This is a genomic window from Chryseobacterium limigenitum, assembly GCF_900114875.1.
In the GTDB taxonomy this organism is placed as follows: Bacteria; Bacteroidota; Bacteroidia; order Flavobacteriales; family Weeksellaceae; genus Chryseobacterium; species Chryseobacterium limigenitum.
The window spans coordinates 1-19,598 of record NZ_FPKW01000032.1 but is presented as its reverse complement, the minus strand read 5'-3'; the positions used below and the strand labels follow the sequence as shown (position 1 = coordinate 19,598).

General features: G+C 33.2%; 20 protein-coding genes and 1 pseudogene. 13 read left to right on the top strand and 8 right to left on the bottom strand.

Translation table 11 applies throughout. From position 1 onward, the window contains the following. The 5 genes from ruvA to BT156_RS20820 form a co-directional block, all read right to left on the bottom strand. Entirely contained in the window at positions 1 to 585 is a 585-nt protein-coding gene (gene ruvA, locus BT156_RS20840; protein ID WP_072412852.1) for a Holliday junction branch migration protein RuvA, read from the bottom strand. 186 nt (positions 586 to 771) lie between these two features. Beyond that, positions 772 to 981, bottom strand: coding sequence for an HAD hydrolase-like protein (locus BT156_RS20835; RefSeq protein ID WP_072412851.1), 210 nt, complete (start codon positions 979 to 981; stop codon positions 772 to 774). A gap of 77 nt (positions 982 to 1,058) precedes the next feature. Beyond that, a complete protein-coding gene (locus BT156_RS20830; RefSeq protein WP_072412850.1) occupies positions 1,059 to 3,353 on the bottom strand; it encodes an NADP-dependent malic enzyme in 2,295 nt (764 codons plus the stop codon). 12 nt (positions 3,354 to 3,365) lie between these two features. After that, complete coding sequence (locus BT156_RS20825; RefSeq protein WP_072412849.1) at positions 3,366 to 4,214, bottom strand: ATPase; 849 nt, start codon at positions 4,212 to 4,214, stop codon at positions 3,366 to 3,368. A gap of 360 nt (positions 4,215 to 4,574) precedes the next feature. Beyond that, positions 4,575 to 4,838, bottom strand: coding sequence for a hypothetical protein (locus tag BT156_RS20820; RefSeq protein ID WP_072412848.1), 264 nt, complete (start codon positions 4,836 to 4,838; stop codon positions 4,575 to 4,577). Between the two features lie 230 nt (positions 4,839 to 5,068). Here BT156_RS20820 and BT156_RS20815 point away from each other — a divergent pair, with 230 nt between their 5' ends. From BT156_RS20815 to BT156_RS20800, 4 genes are all read left to right on the top strand, one after another. After that, positions 5,069 to 5,527, top strand: a complete 459-nt coding sequence (locus BT156_RS20815) for a GtrA family protein (protein WP_072412847.1) — start codon at positions 5,069 to 5,071, stop codon at positions 5,525 to 5,527. A 3-nt stretch (positions 5,528 to 5,530) separates the two neighbouring features. Continuing rightward, positions 5,531 to 6,259: a lysophospholipid acyltransferase family protein gene (locus tag BT156_RS20810; RefSeq protein WP_083582433.1), complete on the top strand. Its 729-nt coding sequence runs from the start codon at positions 5,531 to 5,533 to the stop codon at positions 6,257 to 6,259. A gap of 41 nt (positions 6,260 to 6,300) precedes the next feature. Beyond that, on the top strand, positions 6,301 to 7,746 hold the full coding sequence (locus tag BT156_RS20805; RefSeq protein ID WP_072412846.1) for a sugar MFS transporter: 1,446 nt from the start codon (positions 6,301 to 6,303) through the stop codon (positions 7,744 to 7,746). 91 nt (positions 7,747 to 7,837) lie between these two features. Further along, positions 7,838 to 8,803 carry a DUF3810 domain-containing protein gene (locus BT156_RS20800; protein ID WP_083582432.1) on the top strand — a complete coding sequence of 322 codons (966 nt, stop codon included), beginning with the start codon at positions 7,838 to 7,840 and terminating at the stop codon, positions 8,801 to 8,803. A gap of 384 nt (positions 8,804 to 9,187) precedes the next feature. On the opposite strand, the gene BT156_RS20795 is transcribed toward BT156_RS20800, so the two are convergent. Then, complete coding sequence (locus BT156_RS20795) at positions 9,188 to 9,748, bottom strand: thiopeptide-type bacteriocin biosynthesis protein (protein ID WP_262484317.1); 561 nt, start codon at positions 9,746 to 9,748, stop codon at positions 9,188 to 9,190. Between the two features lie 40 nt (positions 9,749 to 9,788). On the opposite strand from BT156_RS20795, the gene BT156_RS20790 reads away from it, so the two are divergent. From BT156_RS20790 to BT156_RS20760, 9 genes are all read left to right on the top strand, one after another. Next, a complete protein-coding gene (locus BT156_RS20790; RefSeq protein WP_139255547.1) occupies positions 9,789 to 10,214 on the top strand; it encodes a hypothetical protein in 426 nt (141 codons plus the stop codon). A gap of 34 nt (positions 10,215 to 10,248) precedes the next feature. Beyond that, positions 10,249 to 11,058 carry a GLPGLI family protein gene (locus tag BT156_RS20785; RefSeq protein ID WP_072412843.1) on the top strand — a complete coding sequence of 270 codons (810 nt, stop codon included), beginning with the start codon at positions 10,249 to 10,251 and terminating at the stop codon, positions 11,056 to 11,058. Between the two features lie 72 nt (positions 11,059 to 11,130). Beyond that, positions 11,131 to 12,642 carry a thioredoxin domain-containing protein gene (locus BT156_RS20780; RefSeq protein WP_072412842.1) on the top strand — a complete coding sequence of 504 codons (1,512 nt, stop codon included), beginning with the start codon at positions 11,131 to 11,133 and terminating at the stop codon, positions 12,640 to 12,642. Between the two features lie 101 nt (positions 12,643 to 12,743). Continuing rightward, positions 12,744 to 12,887, top strand: a complete 144-nt coding sequence (locus tag BT156_RS22255) for a bacteriocin-like protein (protein ID WP_170857355.1) — start codon at positions 12,744 to 12,746, stop codon at positions 12,885 to 12,887. A gap of 44 nt (positions 12,888 to 12,931) precedes the next feature. Further along, positions 12,932 to 13,108 carry a bacteriocin-like protein gene (locus BT156_RS22250; RefSeq protein WP_164463273.1) on the top strand — a complete coding sequence of 59 codons (177 nt, stop codon included), beginning with the start codon at positions 12,932 to 12,934 and terminating at the stop codon, positions 13,106 to 13,108. A gap of 105 nt (positions 13,109 to 13,213) precedes the next feature. Beyond that, on the top strand, positions 13,214 to 13,399 hold the full coding sequence (locus tag BT156_RS20775; RefSeq protein WP_072412841.1) for a bacteriocin-like protein: 186 nt from the start codon (positions 13,214 to 13,216) through the stop codon (positions 13,397 to 13,399). Positions 13,400 to 13,498: 99 nt separating this feature from the next. Then, complete coding sequence (locus tag BT156_RS20770) at positions 13,499 to 15,691, top strand: peptidase domain-containing ABC transporter (RefSeq protein WP_083582435.1); 2,193 nt, start codon at positions 13,499 to 13,501, stop codon at positions 15,689 to 15,691. Next, a complete protein-coding gene (locus tag BT156_RS20765) occupies positions 15,681 to 16,985 on the top strand; it encodes an HlyD family secretion protein (protein WP_072412839.1) in 1,305 nt (434 codons plus the stop codon). The genes BT156_RS20770 and BT156_RS20765 overlap by 11 nt, the downstream gene beginning before the upstream one ends. Positions 16,986 to 17,397: 412 nt before the next feature. Then, complete coding sequence (locus BT156_RS20760) at positions 17,398 to 18,603, top strand: site-specific integrase (RefSeq protein ID WP_072412838.1); 1,206 nt, start codon at positions 17,398 to 17,400, stop codon at positions 18,601 to 18,603. Between the two features lie 59 nt (positions 18,604 to 18,662). On the opposite strand, the gene BT156_RS20755 is transcribed toward BT156_RS20760, so the two are convergent. Next, positions 18,663 to 18,839, bottom strand: a complete 177-nt coding sequence (locus BT156_RS20755) for a histone H1 (RefSeq protein ID WP_072412837.1) — start codon at positions 18,837 to 18,839, stop codon at positions 18,663 to 18,665. Positions 18,840 to 18,946: 107 nt separating this feature from the next. Continuing rightward, a pseudogene (locus tag BT156_RS20750) lies at positions 18,947 to 19,598 on the bottom strand (hypothetical protein); the annotation flags it as partial.

Here is a 19,598-nt window from a genome sequence, read left to right as displayed (position 1 = left end):
TTAAATGTTTTTTAAGATTTGTTTAACCAATTCTTCTACCGTAATAGCCGAATTTTGTTTTATTATTCTATCTGCAATCTTCTCGCTCATTCTTTTAGGAATTCCTAAAACTTCTAATGCAGATAACGATTCTTCCTTGATTTTATTATCTACAAATGTAGAAATATTTTCTTCTGCATTGGTGAATTTCTGGACTTTATCCTTTAAATCTACAATAATTCTCTCAGCCGTTTTTACCCCAAGACCTTTTGCTTTTTGGATCAGTGCGCTGTTCTTGGAAAGTATCGCAGAAGCAATCTCATCAAGACTTAAAGTTGACAGTAAAATAAGTGCCGAAACAGCACCTACTCCATTAACACTTATTAACAGATTGAACATTTCTTTTTCTGAACGAGTGTTAAATCCAAAAAGTAAATGTGCATCTTCACGAATGATTTGCTGAATAAAAAGTACGGTCCCTTGATTCAAAGTCAGGGTTTGTGAGGTCATTAAACTGATACCCACATAATAACCAACACCTTGAACGTTGATTACTGCATAGGTAGGCGTAAGTTCTTGAACAGTGCCTTGTAAAGAAAATATCATTATTAATTTTTAAAACTCCCAAATATAGCAATTTAAACTAATTAATGTTTTCATTTCACGCGCGAATGAAATTTAAGTTAATTTTTAACACAAAATTCAAGGATTTTTTACAAAAACAAAAGACTCCAAAATTTGGAGTCTCTGTAAAATTATTATGATTTAAAAGTTATTCAATTAAACTACCACTTAAACAATCTCGATAGTAATTTCCTGAAAATAACTTTTAATATTCAATCCGCCTAAAATAAAATCAATACTTGAAGGAACTCCCATTGTGGCAAGACCTGCTTTGATGTTATTCTGATTCAATTTTTGAAGAAAAGGTGTTAATCCGTTCACTTCTTTGATATGGTTTTGATATAAAGTCTGATATGCTTTTTCTTTCGCTAATCCCAACTCATGAACCCTTTCCTTATTTGTGCGTATTATTTAAGCCCCATAGATTTTAGGAACCTATAAGGCTTAAATGTTAATTATTTTTTGTCTTTTTTCTCTCTTCTCTGAGCATCAAGAACAGCAACTGTTGCCAAGTTTACAATCTCGTCTACACTGGAACGCATCTGTAAAACGTGAACAGGCTGTTTTAATCCCATCAAGATTGGCCCGATAACCTGAGCAACTTTCATCCCTCTGATGATCTTGTAAGATAAATTGGCACTTTCAAGATTCGGGAAAATGAAGGTGTTGGCAGGAGTTGTTCCTAATTTTGAGAAAGGATAATCACTCAAATGATCTGCATTCATGGCAAAATCCGGCTGAATTTCTCCGTCAACAATCATTTTGGGGAATTTTTCGTGAAGAATGCTTACTGCTTTCGCTACTTTTTTCGAAGTATCAGAAATTCCCGCGAAGTTTTCGAATCCAAGCATTGCAATTCTTGGTTCAACAGCAAAAGTTTTAACGGTAATTTCTGCCATTTTAGCAATATTTACCAAATCTTCAGCGGTCGGGTTTTGATTAATTGACGTATCTGCGAAGAAAATCGGTTTCTTTTCAGATAAAATCATCATCATTGCCGCTACTTTATCTACGCCTTTTTCTTTTTCGATAACTTCTAAAACAGGACGTAAAACTGAAGTGTAATTCTTAGAGAATCCTACGATAAGCCCGTCAGTATCACCATGTCTCAACATCAATGGCCCGAAATAATCTCTCTGACGCACAAATCTTTTCGCCTTGTACTCATTCATCCCCTTTCTCTGGCGAAGTTTCCACAGCGTTTCTCTGTATTTCTGTCTGTTTTCTTTTTGGTCGTCATCACTTGGATCGATAATCGGAATATCCAATTCGATCCCGAAACGCTCCATTTGCTCTTTGATGTATTTTTTGTTTCCTAAAAGACTTGGGAAAGCAATTCCTTCTTCATAAAGAATCTGAGCAGCTTTTAAGACGTTGTATTCTTCGGCATTTCCAAGAGTAATTCTCTTCGGATCAGCTTTAGCACGGGTCTGCATCATTCTAACCAACTTCTCGTCTCTTCCCATTCTGTCAAGAAGGCTTGTTTCGTATTCGTCGAAATCAGCAATCGTTTTTCTTGCGATACCACTTTCAATAGCCGCTTTTGCCACAGCACTTGAAACTTTGGTAATTAATCTGTTATCAAATGGTTTTGGAATAAAATATTCTCTACCAAACTGTAAATTCTGAACATTATAAGCCAAAATCACAGCTTCAGGAACGGGTTCTTTAGCCAAATCAGCGATTGCATGAACGGCTGCCAATTTCATTTCTTCATTAATACCTTTCGCCTGAACATCCAATGCTCCACGGAAAATATAAGGGAAACCCAGAACGTTATTAACCTGGTTAGGATAATCACTTCTTCCCGTTGCCATGATTACGTCTTTACGAGTTTCAAAAGCCAGATCATAAGCGATCTCAGGATCAGGATTTGCCAAAGCGAAAACAATCGGGTTCTCACTCATGCTTAATAACATTTCGGGAGTCATTACGTTTCCTTTCGACAATCCGATGAAAACATCTGAACCTTTTACGGCATCTTCTAATGTCTCTAGATCTGTATTGGCGATGAAATCTATTTTTTCAGGTGTAAGATTTTCTCTTTTATGATTGATAACTCCTTTGCTATCGCACATTAGAACATTTTCTCTTTTTAATCCTAAAGAAATATATAAGTTGGTACAAGCAATTGCCGCAGCTCCTGCTCCGTTTACCACCATTTTCACCTCATCGATCTTTTTGTTTGCAATTTGCAATGAATTAATCAACGCTGCAGCCGAAATGATCGCTGTTCCGTGCTGATCATCGTGCATCAAAGGAATATCCAACTCCTCTTTTAGTTTTTGTTCAATATAGAAAGCTTCAGGAGCTTTAATATCTTCAAGGTTGATCCCTCCAAAAGTCGGAGCAATACCTTTTACAATCTGAATAAATTTATCCGGATCCTTTTCATTAATCTCGATATCGAAAACATTGATATCTGCAAAAATCTTAAATAAAAGACCTTTACCTTCCATTACCGGTTTTGAAGCTTCTGCCCCAATATCACCCAATCCAAGAACTGCTGTTCCGTTAGAAATTACAGCAACCAGGTTTCCTTTTCCTGTATAATCATACACTGTTTCAGGCTTTTCGTAGATTTCCATACAAGGAACTGCAACTCCCGGAGAATATGCCAATGACAGATCTCTTTGCGAAGAGTGCGGTTTTGAAGGAATTACTTCGATTTTCCCTTTTGGTTCAGCTTTATGATAATCTAACGCGGCCTGATTGAAGTTCTTTTCGTCGCGGTGAGTTTTATTTGACATAAATAATATTTTTTAAAGTATGTATTTAATATGGTAATTGACTAAACTTTCGATAGGTTTTTGTACAATATATCCCACATTTAAATTAAGCTCTGCGGCGGCAGAACGTAAAATATCTTCGTAATAATAAGCAATAGAGCCTATAAAATTAATTTCTGCTTCTTTAGATTCTTCATACGGAAGAACCTGATAATTGAAGAAACTTATCATTTCATCGAAAATCATTTTTTTGAAATAAGGATGATCCTTCCTTTCTACAACAAATCTGTTGAAGTTGGCAAGGTAAGCATTGGGCATAGAAGTATGATACATATTTTTAAGCACCTCTTCAATAGAAAGATTATAGACTTTCTCAAACTCCTGATGAAGATCTTCGGGAAGTTTCTGCATAAAATATCTCCGAACCAGTTGTTTTCCAATGGAACTTCCGTTTCCGTCATCCATAAGAAATCCCAGTGAAGGGAGCTTCACCTTCAGATTGGTTCCGTCGAAATAACAAGAATTAGAACCTGTGCCCAAAATACAAACTACAGCAGGTTTCCCATTATACGCTGCATAGGCTGCGGCGGTAAGATCTTCTTTTACTATTATCTCTGCTTTAGTAAAAAACTTTTGCAGCTCGCCCCGAATACTCGCCCGGTTTGAGGCTACTCCACAACCTGATCCATAGAAAAAGACTTTGATTATGGAGTTTTTTACAGCTCCCAGACTTATATTCTTTTCAATTTCAGGGACGATAAGTTCGGCTTCAGTATTATTCGGATTGAAACCAATGGTTTCGGTTTTTAAAAAGACCTTATTAAAGTCATCCAAAATTACCCAATCACATTTTGTAGAGCCACCATCAACAATAGCCACCATATTTTCACATTTTAGTTTAAAGATGCTAAATTATGAATTTATCTTGAGATTTTGGAAGTTAGAGGCTAGAAGTTGGGAGCCGGAGGAGGGAAGTCTGAAGTTGGCGGAAGGCTTATTTATTTAATGAGCAGTATTATCTTTTTTTTAATTTTATTCTTGAAACCGCTTTGTATTGAGGAGAATAGCGCCTAATTATTATGGAGAGTTTTACATAACACATCACGGTACTAAAAAATACTGCAAAAAATGTAAATAAGACAATAAAAAATCTTAAAATAAGAAACAAATAAAACCTCCAAAATCGGAGGTTTTATTTGTTTTATTTAAAAAAGTCTCACAAACTGTGCTACTTTAAACCAACTAATGTTTTATATCAGATTTATTTTCATTGAATTGTATTAACCAATCTTCGATTTCATCTTCCAGATATGAAGTCTGAAGGATCATTGCGTTAATAAAATCATCCGGAACCGGTTCGTCTTTAGAATTTTCAAGATTCCAGAGTTCGTTTGACATATTTTCGTATTCAGAATACACACGTTTGAAACGTGAATTTTCTTTTTCAAGAGCCTCAATATTATTTTGTTGAAGCTGGAATTTTCTGTATTTGTTTTGAGGTTTCATACAAATATTATTATTAATTGGTAAATAAATTGTTGGAAGTACGCTTCAATCACGCATTACAAGATAGGAAAAACCATCAACACAAGTAGTTGAAAATGAATTTATTATCAGGTTTGTTTTATATCGTTCTGAAAATTAAAATTAGAAATATTTTTCATGTAAAAAAAATATTTAACATCTTTTTTTACTGTTTAACATATAGTTATAAATTTGCATATCATAAAATCGGGATGAGAGATATACTACTACGTCAAAAACAAATTTTGTTCTTCATCATTGCTGGAGGGCTCAGCGCCATTATAGAGATCGGGAGCTTTAAAGCCTTCAGTACTTATCTGCCCCAGTTTTTATCCAATGAAACCAACTTTCACGGAATTCATTATCCTTTAAGTAATATCTTCTCCACCAGCTGCGGAATCATCACCAATTATTTCCTGAGCATCTGGTTTGTATTTGAAAGAGGAAAGCACTCCAAAAGAAAAGAATTTGCTTATTTTATGGTGGTTTCTTTTATTTCAACATTATTGAGTCTTAGCTTCTTCCAAATATTCTATAGTTTTATATTTAAAGATAATATTGATTTAATTTTTTATACCTTGAGCCCGGAAATAACCAGTAAGATTGCTGCAATATTATTGGTTTCAGTTCTTAATTATTCTATAAAAAAGAAAATAATTTTTAACGGTTAATTTGTGGTAAAGATTTTAAATTATCTCTGGAGATTCTGGCTGCTTATTTTAGCCTTTGTTTTAACGGTTATTTTCGGAATACCTGTTTATATTTTATCTTTTAATAAAAGACATTATAAATATGCCTACAAATTCATACGACTTTGGAGCTACGCCATGTTCTACGGAATGGGTCTAAGATACGAAGTCACCAATCTCTCTGACCAAAAACCTGATAAGAATAAACCCCACGTTTTCATATCTAACCATACTTCTATTATGGATATTATGCTGATGTGTATTTTATGTTCCAAACATCCGGTTTGCTTTGTGGGGAAAAAAGAATTGGTTAAGATTCCGATTTTCGGAACCATATATAAAAGGATATGTGTGATGGTAGACAGAAGCAGCCCAAGAAGCCGCGCAGACGTTTACCGCAGATGTGCCGAGAAAATGGAAGAAGGAAACAGCATCGTTATTTTCCCGGAAGGAGGTGTTCCGGATGATACTTCTGTTATTTTGGATGAATTTAAAGACGGCGCATTCACCTTATCCTCAAAACATAATTCGCCGATTGCAGTTTATACTTTCATTGGTTTAAAAGAAATTTTTCCATTTGATAATGCAAAGGGGCATCCCGGTAAAGTAAAAGTTTATTTTAACGGAATTTTACAACCTTCTGATTCTCCCAAAGAATTAAAAATGTCCGCTTTTGAGACAATAAAAAAAACATTGGTAGAACGTTCTATTTAAAAGAAATAATTATATTTGTTATTAAGAAATCTTTAACAAACATGTCAAATTATTCTAAACAAACTAATTGGGGGCAATTCCTACCATTAGTTATTGTGTTTTTTTTCTGGGGCTTCGTCGCTGCAAGTAACGACATCCTGATCCCGGTATTCAAAAAAGCCTTCAATTTAACGCAAACCGAAAGTATGCTCGTCCAGATCTGTTTCTACGTCGCATATACGGTAGGTTCTTTAATTTATATGGCAGTTTCAAAAGGATTGAAACAAGATTTAATTAATAAAATCGGATATAAAAACGGTCTAATAGTAGGACTCCTTATTTCCGCCGCAGGAACATTATTGTTTTATCCGGCTGCTAATATGGGATCGTTCCCATTAATGATCTCCGGATTATTTATTGTTGGGTTAGGGTTCTCTTTACAGCAAATTGTAGCCAATCCGTTAGCTATTGAGGTTGGCCCGTCTGAAACGGGATCTCAGAGATTAACGATGGCCGGAGGGGTAAATAACTTAGGAACTACAATTGGTCCGCTTATCGTTTCTTTTGCTATTTTCGGTTCTGCGAGTGCAGCTAATACGGAGGCGAGCATAGAAAGTGTTAAAGTACCTTATCTTATTTTAGGAGCAGCCTTCGCGCTAGTTGCTTTTTTACTGAAATTCTCATCACTTCCCGCAATTACTCCTACCAATGTTGAAAATACTGACGATTCTGTTCCCGGAGAACACAGAAAGTCGGCACTACAATATCCTCAGTTAATCTTAGGAATGATCGCTATATTTGTTTATGTAGGTGTAGAAGTATCTACTGCAAGTAATTTACCTGCGTACATGGAAAAAGATTTAGGTTTTGAAACCAAAGATGTCGCTCCTTATATTTCATTATACTGGGCTTCTATGATGATCGGACGTTGGACAGGTGCTGTAGATGCATTTGATTTTAGCGCCGGATTCAAAAAGATCTTACGATTTTTAGCGCCATATTTAGCTTTTGGATTATTCTTATTGGTTAATGCCATCGCACATCACGATTTAGCTCCATTCTATGTTTACGGACTTATTATCATTGCAATGATCATTTGTGATATCCTGAGCAAAGGAAATCCGGCAAGAATGCTGCTTATTTTCTCTTCTGCAGGTATTACAGCATTACTAATAGGTATGTTTACCACAGGAATGGTTTCTGTATACGCATTTACAAGTGTTGGATTATTCTGCTCTACGCTTTGGCCATGTATCTTCGCTCTTGCGATCAATGGATTGGGAAAACACACTAACCAAGGTTCAGGACTATTGATTATGATGATTATGGGAGGTGGAGTTGTAAGTCTTTTACAAGGATATGTAGCAGACTTAACAGATATTCATACAAGTTACATTGTCGGAGTTATCTGTTTTGCTTATTTAGCGTTCTATGCGATCCGTGTGAGTGGAATTTTAAAGGCTCAGGGAATTGATTTAGATAAAATATCAAAAGGTAGTGGTCATTAACAATACCACAAAAATATATCAGAAAAAGGCATTTTGGGCAACTATTTTAGTTGTCCAAATTCTTTTGTTTTATGTTTTTTCGAGATCTAAAATGATGATCTCGTTTTTCGACCATTTTTTTGAATTTCAGAAAAGTTTTCATCAAATATTATTTTCATGGATTCCTTTTTCATTTGGAGATCTTTTCTATATTATATTAGGAGTATTTCTTTTGTATTCGATTATCAAAATATTTAAGAAAAAAAGCAGAAGCAGTTCTATTCTAAAACTTTTAATCATTATTAATATCTTTTATTTTACATATCAGATATTTTGGGGAATGCTTTATTTTCAAACTCCGATTATCAAGAAGTTATCAAGTCAGGAAGAACCAAGTTTAGACAAAGCAAAGACCTTAGCCTTACAATATCTTGAAAAATGCAAAGCAACAAGGAAAATTGTAGATGAAGACAAAAAAGGAATTTTCGTTGTGAAAGATTTAAAAGCGATTCAAAAAGAAATACTTTTTGAGCAGCAGAGACTTCCAAAATATATTTCAGATAAAAAAGCACCTCAGATTAATTCATTCAAACCAAGTTTATTTAAGAATGTGATGAGTTTTACGGGGATTCTGGGCTATTACAATCCTTTCACTGCAGAAGCACAATACAATTCCGAATTACCGTCTACATTCATCCCTTTTACCTCTGCTCACGAAAGTTCTCATCAATTGGGTTTTGCAAGAGAGCAGGAAGCTAATTTTGTAGGTTATCTGATTGGAATTAAATCTAAAAATTTAGAACTGAGATACAGCACAGAATATTTTACATTAAAAAGTCTTTTACGATTTATTGTTGAAAATGACCCTGAATTTGTAAAATCTATTTTAAAGAATTATTCTGCAGGAATGAAAAGAGACAGATCATATGAAAAGAGTTTCATTTTAAGTCATCAAGGTTGGGTAGATGATTTTTTCGGGTTTACGAATAATCTGTTCTTAAAAAGTAATCAACAGGAAGGGGCTGTTACTTATTCTTACTTTATTGATTTATTACTAAACTACGAAAAACAGGTATAAAAACAAAAGAATCGTATCAGGCGATACGATTCTAAAAACACAAATGATGAAAAAAAATTTATTACCTTGACTTGTTCCCTCATTCAAGGCGTTGTAAAAGTACAATATATTTTAGAATTACAAAAACATTTCCCTTCTTTTTTTAAATTTATGAAAACTTTATGACTTTTTAAGTTCACTTGAGTTTACTCCATAAGTTAATGAATTACAGTTAAAACTTTAAATAAATAACAAAATAATACTTAAAAATAAACTTTAACTTAAAAATAATAATAAACCTAACGTTTGTTTGGAAAATTATCATTTATCAATTTAAGATATAATCAAAAATAGTGCTTTGAAAATAAAAATGTAAATTGAATTATTTAAAATAACGAACCCCGATTATTTAAACTCATGAAAAGAAATTGTCTTATAATATCGAAATAGATAATCATAAATGATCATTTCGAATAATCGTTGATTAGAAACAAACATCCTGTTTATATTCATATGAAATATGCTCTGAAAAAAATCCTGTAAAGAAGAACTCTTCAAAATGATATTTTCTAAAGTTGGCTCTAATTCTAAACAGTGAGATTTCATATTTTCTCTAAATTCAAGAAAATCCTCGGATTCAAGAAAATCAACATATTTTGGTTTGAAAAGTCTGTATCTTTTATCAAGTTGGCTATTTAGTTTCTTGTCTGCATTGAATTCTTTTTTGAAAGCGTCATTAGAGTTTTTTATCCACAACAATTTTTCATTAATAGAAAATTTCAGAAGATCTAATATCTTATCCATATAAAAAAGTGAAACGATTATTTTCTCCTCATCATCCAAGTGCAAACATTGTTTTACAAAAAAATCACTGTTTTTACAGAACAAAAACTCCGCTTCTTGTATCGTTGATGTTCCATATCTTTCAATTTCTCTGCTGTAAGTATCAATAACAAAGTTTGCAATTTCTCCTGAATTGGTATATTCTTCAAAAGCAAACTGGATTTTGGATAGAAAAAGAGTTCAACAAAATAATGAGGTGATTACTGATTATATAACCAAGGACGACACTAATTTGTTTTTAACACAATTTAGAATTTACGATATTGCTATAAGTATAAATGCATATAATATTGCTAATAATTATAACCTGGCATTATACAAAACAATATTTATTGATGAAAATGGAAATATAAAACATAATTTTTCTGATAAAAACAGTTATGGAAATATTTTGGAAGATTTTGAAGAAATAAAAACAAACACTGTGAAAAAATTATCGAAATTATGGAATATTAAAAAAGAGGATATTACCCCATGTAATGTTTGTGAATTTAGGTATTGCTGCACAACGACATATCTTCCAGAGAAAGGTAAAAATGGATACACAGTTGATTGCAATTATAATCCCTACACCGCAGAATTTAATTAAAAGATCAAAAAATTAAATCATAAATCTATTTATTATGAATTATAAAATTTTAAAAAGTTTAGTACTAATCATTTTGTCTTGTAATTTTTATGCCCAAAATTTTCGACTTGATTATCAACTTACTTATAAAGAAGATTCGTTAAGTTCCGAGACAACCAATAAAAATATGATCCTTTTGGTTCAGGGAGATAGATCTAAATTTTTAACCGAAACCCAATACAAAGTAGATTCACTTAAAAATACGGGATCTAAAAATTCTGCTATGGGGGATAATAGTTTTTTAGTTATTAATGATAAAGACGATCTAAGTTTTAAATATTATTTTTTTATTAAAGATGTATATAAAGTAAAAGAAATTGGAAAGTTAAATTGGAAACTAGAACCCGAAACAAAAAAAATAAGCACATACTTATGTAGAAAAGCAACTTTAAAATATAAAGGAAGAACTTGGGAGGCATGGTATACTCAAGATTTGCCAATTCAAGCAGGACCGTATATATTCCGAAATTTGCCCGGATTAATAGTTTATATGGAAGATTCAACCGGTTCTTACAAATTTAGCCTTCAATCAATAAAAAAAAGATCTGATGCTTTAGATTTTGAGAATATGTATAAAGGAGCGCTTAATATTCCGCAAAAGCAGTTACAAAAAGTATATTTAAATTATTACAGTGACCCTCTAAGAGAAATGAAATCAGAAAATGCAAAAACAAAATTTATAGATGAAAAAGGAAAAGAGGTAAAACCTGATTTTAGAGAAATGACAAAAGCAATCCAATCTCGCTTGAAAAAATACAACAACCCAATCGAACTATCTGAAGCCATAAAATATCCTAAAAACTAAATATAACTCACCATTTCAAGAAAAACATTTGTTTTTTTAAAACATCTGCGTATTTTAGTTAAAAATATTAACATGACCTTTGATAAACTCATCAACTATCTTAAACTAGACAAGCAGGAATTTGTTTTCCAGTTCAATTCTCACCCGAACTACCCTTCAGCACTGGCTTTTAGTGACACGCTGAATTTTATGGGAGTACGAAATGATGCTTATGAATTAGACAAAGAATATTGGGACGAACTGCCTGAAGAGTTTATTGCTATTGTTGAAAATTCTTTTTCTCTGGTGAAAAAAGCAGGAGAGCAGTACTCCGTTTATTCAGATAAAGCGAAAACTTTAAATAAAGAAGAACTTCATAAAAACTCAACAGACTTCGTCCTACTTTTTGAAAAAGATGAGAAAGCAGAAAGTAAGTCTGTTACCAATTTTAATCCTTTTATTTATGCTGTTTTAGGAATTATATTGATTTATTCCTTACTAAATCATGCCTGGTTTGAGGTTACTTTCAATCTTTTATCCATCATTGGGGTCTATATTTCTCTTGAAATTTTCAATCAAAAATTTGGAAATACTTCGGCCGTAATTGGAAGTATCTGCGGTGCCGGAGCTTCAGCCGCTCAAAATGTAAATTCTTGTAACAAAATTATCAATCAGGATAAAACGAGTATTCTTGGACTGAAATTTTCGGATTTTTCTCTTATCTATTTTATTGGAATTTCAGTTTTAGGTCTGTTCTTACCGAGTTCAGCATTTGTAATTAAAGGATTTACGTTGGCATCTTTGGTGGCAATCGGTTATTCGGTTTACGTACAAGCTTTTGTTGAGAAAACCTTCTGCCGCGTATGTCTTATCATCATTTCTATTCTCGTTGCTCAGATAGCCATCAGTTTTTTCCTTTTTGAAAATCTTTTTTTTGACTCCAAAGTACTTTTGTTAAGTATTATTCTGTGGTTATCTTCTTTTTCTCTTATTTTATTTTTAAACAATGTACTTGAACAAAAAGAAACATTACAAAAATCTAATGCGAAGAATTTAAGATTCAAAAGAAATTATGATCTCTTCAAAAGAGAACTCACAGATAATGAAAAAATTGAATTTTCTGATAACGAAACTTTTTCTTTAGGAAATAAAGACGCCAAACTTCATATTTCAATTGTTTCAAATCCGTACTGTGGATTTTGTAAAGATGCTCACAAAATAACAGAGCAGTTGTTAGAAAAATATCCTAATGATATTTCGGCTCAGATAAGATTTAATTATACTCCGGAAAGAGCAAATGATAAATTTACCAACCTGATTTCAGATTTCACTCATATTTATAATAACAGACCGGAAAAAGAATTCTTAAATGCTGTAGATACTTGGTTTGAAAATAAAAATGAAGACAAAATAAGAGAAATTGCAGGAACAAGTTCAAATCAGGAAAATCTTGATCCTCTGATCCAGATGTCAAATGATAACAGTAATGCCGGACTAAACTTTACACCCGTATTTATCATCAACGGACATCAGTTTCCGGAAAAATATGATCGTGAGGATATTTGGTATTTTATTACTGATTTAATAGAAGATGAGGACTTTTAAAGAAAAATATTCACCAAATATAAAAATTCACTAACTTAGGAGAAATTAAAAAGCGGTATCCGAAAAGCTTAAAAAGAGTAGGAAAACTAAAAACTATTACTATGAAAAATTTAAGAAAACTTTCTAAGAAAGACATGAAGTCTATTCAAGGATCTATTCCCATGTGTCTTGCAGGATATTACTGGTGTGCCATAACAAGAAAATGTACTCCTGTCGGAATATCATGCGGAATCTTAATTGATTAAACTTATCACAAAAATCAACAAATCATTTTAAAACAATTTATACTATGAAAAATCTTACAAAAATCTCAAGAGAAAATTTGAAAACAATTAAAGGAGGTCTTAGAATGTGTCCGGTAGATGGAGATTGCGGACCAGGCTGGTGTTGTGCAAATGGTGCATGCCGAACGATTGCAGGAGCAAGCCCTTCTACCTATCTGTGTACTTACTATCCGATAGACTAATCTAAGCCACTCATCACAAACAAAATTGCAAAATATGATATTATTTTTTGATACTTAAAAATTAATATCATATTTTCGATACCACTAATCACAATTTTCTAAGCTATGAAAAACCTAAGAAAACTATCCAGAGAAAATCTGAAAACAGTAAAAGGAGGAATCACTGAAGAATGTGCAAGAGGACAGGCAGCATCTACTGCATGCTTTTCTACATTAGCAGCTTGTGAAGCTACTTTTTCAGATCCAGATTTTAATTTCTGTATCCGTTATTGCAATAAATATTGCTATTAAGAATTATTAAAAGTCAATACACTTTTAAATATAACATAAAAGTTGTCGCCAAAAAAAATGGCGGCAACTTATTTTAAACAAATAGATAGATCATTGAAGTTGAAAACTTTTCCTTTCTACCGTCAACCCGATTCCAAGGATTGCGGTCCCACATGTCTTCGTATCGTAAGCAAACATTACGGAAAAAGCATTTCCTTACAGCAAATCCGTAACCTCTCTGAGACTACAAGAGAAGGCAGTAGCTTATTAGGTTTAAGCGATGCAGCGGAAGACTTAGGTTTTCGCTCATTAGGCGTTCAAATTGATTTTGAAACCCTTGCAGAAGAAGTTCCCTTCCCATGCATTGTTCACTGGAACAAAAACCATTTTGTAGTCGTTTATAAAATTGATAAAAATAACAAAGTATATATTTCAGATCCAAGTTATGGACTGATCACCTATTCCAGAGATGAATTCATCAAACTATGGATCGGCGAAAATGCCAATGAAAAAACAGAAGAAGGCATCGTTCTTATTTTAGAAACTACTCCTGCATTCTTTCAAACAGAATTTGATGATCAGGAGAGCAAAGCAAGTTTTACTTTCCTCTCAAAATATTTATTAAAGTATAAATCATTGGTCGCTCAATTAGCGGTCGGACTTTTAGCGGGGAGTTTATTATCATTAATTTTCCCCTTTCTTACCCAAAGTATCGTCGATGTAGGAATCCAGAATCAGGATTTAAATTTCATCTACGTTGTCTTATTAGCCCAAGTCATGCTTTTTTTAGGCAGAATGGGTATCGAAATGATAAGAAGCTGGATCCTCCTCCACCTTTCTGCGAGAATTAATATTTCAATTATTTCGGATTTCTTTATCAAATTAATGAAGCTTCCCATAAGTTTCTTTGATACAAGAATGACGGGAGATATTATGCAGCGTATCAACGATCACCACAGAATAGAACAGCTTTTGACAAGTTCATCTCTGAACACTCTATTTTCATTGGTGAATCTTGTTATTTTCAGTATTGTTCTCTTGTTTTATGATTACAGACTGTTTGTCGTTTATTTGATAGGTGCTGTTTTATATATCGGATGGATCACTTTCTTCCTTAATAAAAGAAAAGAACTCGATTATAAAAGATTCTCACAGGTTTCTCAGGAACAAAGTAAAGTGATCGAGCTTATCAACGGAATGCAGGAAATCAAAATGCATAACGCCGAAAAGCAAAAACGCTGGGACTGGGAGTTTTTACAGGTGAAATTATTTAAGATCAGAATTAAATCTCTCTCATTAGAACAATGGCAATCTGTCGGAGGAAATTTTATTAATCAAATGAAAGACATTCTGGTAAGTTTCCTTTCTGCTAAATTGGTTTTGGAAGGAAATCTTACGTTGGGAATGATGCTTTCCGTTCAGTATATCATTGGACAGCTAAACAGTCCGCTTTTACAGTTGATTGATTTTATTAAACAATTTCAGGATGCCAAAATTTCCCTTGAGAGATTAGGTGAAATCCATGATAAGGATGATGAAGAAAACAAAGAAGAGCAATATGTTGCCGAAATTCCTCAAAAAGATATAGAAATTAAGGATATGTCTTTCCGATATATTGGTTCTGATGCTTTTGTTTTTGAAGGTTTAAACTTAACGATTCCGTATCAAAAAACTACAGCCATCGTTGGAGCCAGCGGAAGTGGAAAAACTACGCTTTTAAAATTATTAATGAAGTTTTATGAACCGACTGAGGGTGATATCAAAATAGGAAACACACAACTAAAGAATGTTTCTCCAAGATTTTGGAGAGACCAATGTGGTGTGGTAATGCAGGAAGGCTATGTTTTCAATGATACTATCGCCAATAATATTGGTGTGGGTGAAGATTACATAGATAAACAAAAGCTAAGAAAAGCCGTAGAAATTGCCAACATTAAAGACTTTATCGAAGGCTTACCGTTAAGTTACAACACAAAGATCGGAAATGAAGGTTTAGGAGTAAGTGGAGGTCAGAAACAAAGACTTTTCATTGCAAGAGCCGTTTATAAATCTCCGGAATATATTTTCTTTGATGAAGCAACTTCAGCTTTAGATGCCAACAATGAAAAAATCATTATGGAAAATCTGGAACAATTCTTCAAAGGAAAAACTGCCATTGTTATTGCTCACAGGCTTTCTACTGTAAAACATGCAGATAAAATCATTGTTTTAGATAAAGGAAATGTGGTGGAAGAAGGAAGCCATACAGAATTAGTGGCATTAAGAGGCGAATATTACAGACTGGTAAAAAATCAATTAGAACTTGGAAACTAACAAAGATATTTTAGACAATATAGAATTGCGTTCTGAAAGTGTTCAGGACATTCTTACACAACCACCCCACTGGATGATCCGTTGGGGAAACACTATTATTTTTATTATCCTTCTGCTTATTTTAGGAATGAGCTATGTAATAAAATATCCGGAATTCATCCCCGCTCCTATTGTTGTGACATCACAAAATCCTCCTGAAAAACTCGAGGCAAGAATAAATTCCAAAATCGAAAAAATATTCATTAAAGACCATCAGGAAGTTAAAAAAAATCAGGTCTTAATGGTGATGCAGTCTGCAGCTAATTATAAAGATATTTTAGAGCTTAAAAAGCTGGTAGATTCTATTTCTCCCAATCAGTTACGTTCATTCCCGGTTCAGCAGAGCTCACATTTTAAATTGGGCGAATTACAGGGTGATTACAATAATTTTGCTAAAGCTTTTCAGGATGAGGAACTTTTTACAAGACTACAACCTTATGCGCCTGAAAGTTTGGCTGCCAATCAGAGCCTTTCTGAATATCGAATGAGAATCTTAACGATGAAACAGCAGAAAAGTCTGGAACAGGCAAAGTATGAGATTACGAAGAAAAGCTATCAACGTTCTCAGGAGTTATTCAATCAAGGAGTCATTGCAGCAATGGAGCTTGAAAATGAAAAAATCAAGTATCTGCAGGCTCAACAGAATTTAGAAAATATCAATATTTCATTATCTCAAATGGAAGAAAGTATTTCTAATCTCAACAGAACAAAAAGCGGTACTGTTATTAATACAGAAAAAGATAAAATCACCTACTCTTCGCAAACATTGCAGTTATTTGAGCAATTAAGAAAATCTCTCAAGCAATGGGAGCAAAATTATCTTGTTATTTCATCAACAGACGGCGTAGCTAGTTTTCAGCAGTTTTTTGGCGAAAATCAGTTTGTAAAAACCGGTGATGCTATTTTATCCATTCTTCCGAGAAACAAGGAAAAATTAGTGGGTAGGATGTCTGTACCGGCAACTAATTCAGGGAAAATAACTCAGGGTGAAAAAGTTTTAATTAAGCTCGATAATTACCGCTTCCAGGAATATGGAATTGTAGAAGGCAGAGTTCAAAATATTTCTCTTTCTTCAGATGATAAAGGAAATTATTATGTAGACGTTGTTCTTCCGAAAGGATTAAAGACCAGTTATAATAAAACCTTAGTTTTTGATAAGGAGCTTAGAGGAAATGCTGAAATTGTAACCCAGGATTTAAGACTTATTGAGAGGTTCTTCTATCAAATCAGAAAATTATTGGGATATCAAAGTTGATATTCTTTGACTATAGAAAAGCAAAAAACCGCAACTTAATGTTGCGGTTTTTCTCGCTATTGTAGCGAAGACGGGAATTGAACCCGTGACCTCAGGGTTATGAAACCAATTAAGAGTGATTCTAATTATCCTGCTTTGCCCTAAAATGGGGAGTTTTCGTCAATTTGAACTTCCATCATAAACCAAGAAAAACCATCATAAACCGCCATTTGTTGTACCCATGTTGTACCCGAAATTCTGCATCAATTCGCTAATTCCTCTTGTAAAACTGACTTTTGTTGTGTAACTTAGCTCTGTAATAAAGCGGTGGAATCCTACGTATTTTATTCAAAATACCAACCACAATCTTTATAGGGTTTTATACCCTTTTAATTATTTTTTGAAATTTCCAATCACTTAAATACTTTTATTTATGTCGACTATCAGTGCAATATTACGAAAGAAAGCCAACAAACAAGGGCAATACCCCATTTATCTTCGAATCACCAAAGACAGAAAGTCTACTTTCATCAATCTCGAACAATACATCAATAAATCGGATTGGGATGAGAAAACAAAACGAGTCAGGAAAAGCCATCCCAATTCTGTCCGGCTCAACAATTTAATCAACAAGAAAATTTCTGAAGCCGGAGCAAAGATTATTGATATGGATGTAGGAGTGCAGAAGCAGGATGTAAAAGCCATAAGAAAGAAATTGATTAATGCTGACAATGATTTTTTTACTGTCGCCGATAATTATCTCAACAATTTGGAACGACTGGAAAAGTACACCCAATTGAATTCTGACAAACCGAGAGTCAATAGTTTCAAATCTTTCCTCAAATGCGAGAAGTTTCCCTTGGAACAAATCACTGTTCCTCTTCTCAAATCTTTTCAAACCTATCTTATTGAAAAGAAACTCTCACAAAGAACCATCACCAATTATTTGATTATTATACGAACCATTTACAATTCTGCAATCAGAGACGGAATTGTTGATGCCAAGCACTACCCTTTCGGAAGAAATAAAATGCAGATAAAATTTCCTGAAACTCAAAAAGTGGGTTTAACTGAAGAGGAAGTGAAAAAAATGGAAAACCTTGAACTTGAGATTGGAAGCCAAGAATGGCACGCCCGAAATGTTTGGCTATTCAGTTTTTATTTGGCGGGTATTCGTGTTGCTGATGTCCTGAAAACAAAGTGGTCTGAAATACAAGACGGAAGACTACAATACCGAATGAATAAAAATCAAAAATTGGTATCACTTAAAATTCCTGATAAAATTTTGGTAATACTTTCTTATTACGAAAAAGATAAAGCTGCACCAGATGATTATATTTTCCCTGAACTAAAAGGCATTGACAGGGAAAATAAAAAAGCAATTGTAAGCACAACCAGCAATGCTGATAAAAATCTCAATAAATACTTGAAGAGAATTGCGAAACTGGCAGGAATCAATAAGAAAATCACGATGCATATTTCCCGTCATACTTTTGGAAATATTTCCGGAGATAAAATTTCTATTCAGATGCTGCAAAAACTGTATCGCCACTCCTCTATTACAACGACTGTTAATTACCAATCCAACTTTATTCATAAAGATGTTGATGATGCGCTGGAAAATGTGATTGGGTTTTAAACTTTCTTTTAAAACAAAAATCCCCATTTTAAAAATAGGGATTTTATTATAGTGAATTTTTAGTTCTTTCCTGCTTCAACGCTCACTTTTCTAAATTCTTTCATCATCTTGCTAAGCTCCAAAGCAGATTTTCTTGCTCTTGTCCCTGCTGCTTTGTTTCCTTTTTCGGCTTGTTGCTCCGCTTCTTTAGAAAATGATTCAAATTCTGCATTGATCTTTTCGATTAATTCTTTCATCGTTTTTGATTTTAAAAGTTAAAATTGGATTGCAAATATAGAATATTATGAGAATTTCCTCTTTCATTGCAAGATTAAATTTCTTTTCATTTCTCATTATCTATACTCTAAAAACTATAATTGTAGCCAAAAGTACAGGTCATTTCATTTAGATTTGGGTTTTCAATTGCCTGATCTGTATTCCTGAACATTTGGATAAAGTTCAGATTAAAATTATGCTTTTTCCAAGGCATATAATTCGCACCCAATCTAAAATTCATTACGTTAATATTAGCAGTCGAGCTTCCCGAATGGTTATAGGATGCTCCAAAATTAGTTTTTAGCTTTTCATCTTTCAAGAAAGATTTGGTTACATTTATACCAGGCCCCCAAATTGTTGAAATTTGTGATGCGGCGTAAGTATGCGTAAAATTAAAAGAAGTCGCAATATTCATTTTCTTTTCAGGAAAACCTAAATTGTAATTCACATTGGCATTATGAAATCTCGACAATCCGCCTCTTCTTACGATACCGTTTTCTCTATTAACCATATCATTCAATGAGTAATTAAAATTAATATTCTGAACTTTTTCTTTCGTGTTGGAAAGGATATAATTTACATTGATATTCGTATTCTGTGAAATCTGTTTGTAATCAATTGAGTCTTTTGGCTGTTGGATGATTAATGGATTATCATTGATCGTATTGAACTGATTCAGTTGTCTGCTGGTAAACATGGTAAAATTAGAATAACTGGCGGTAATCATCAATTTGTCCGAG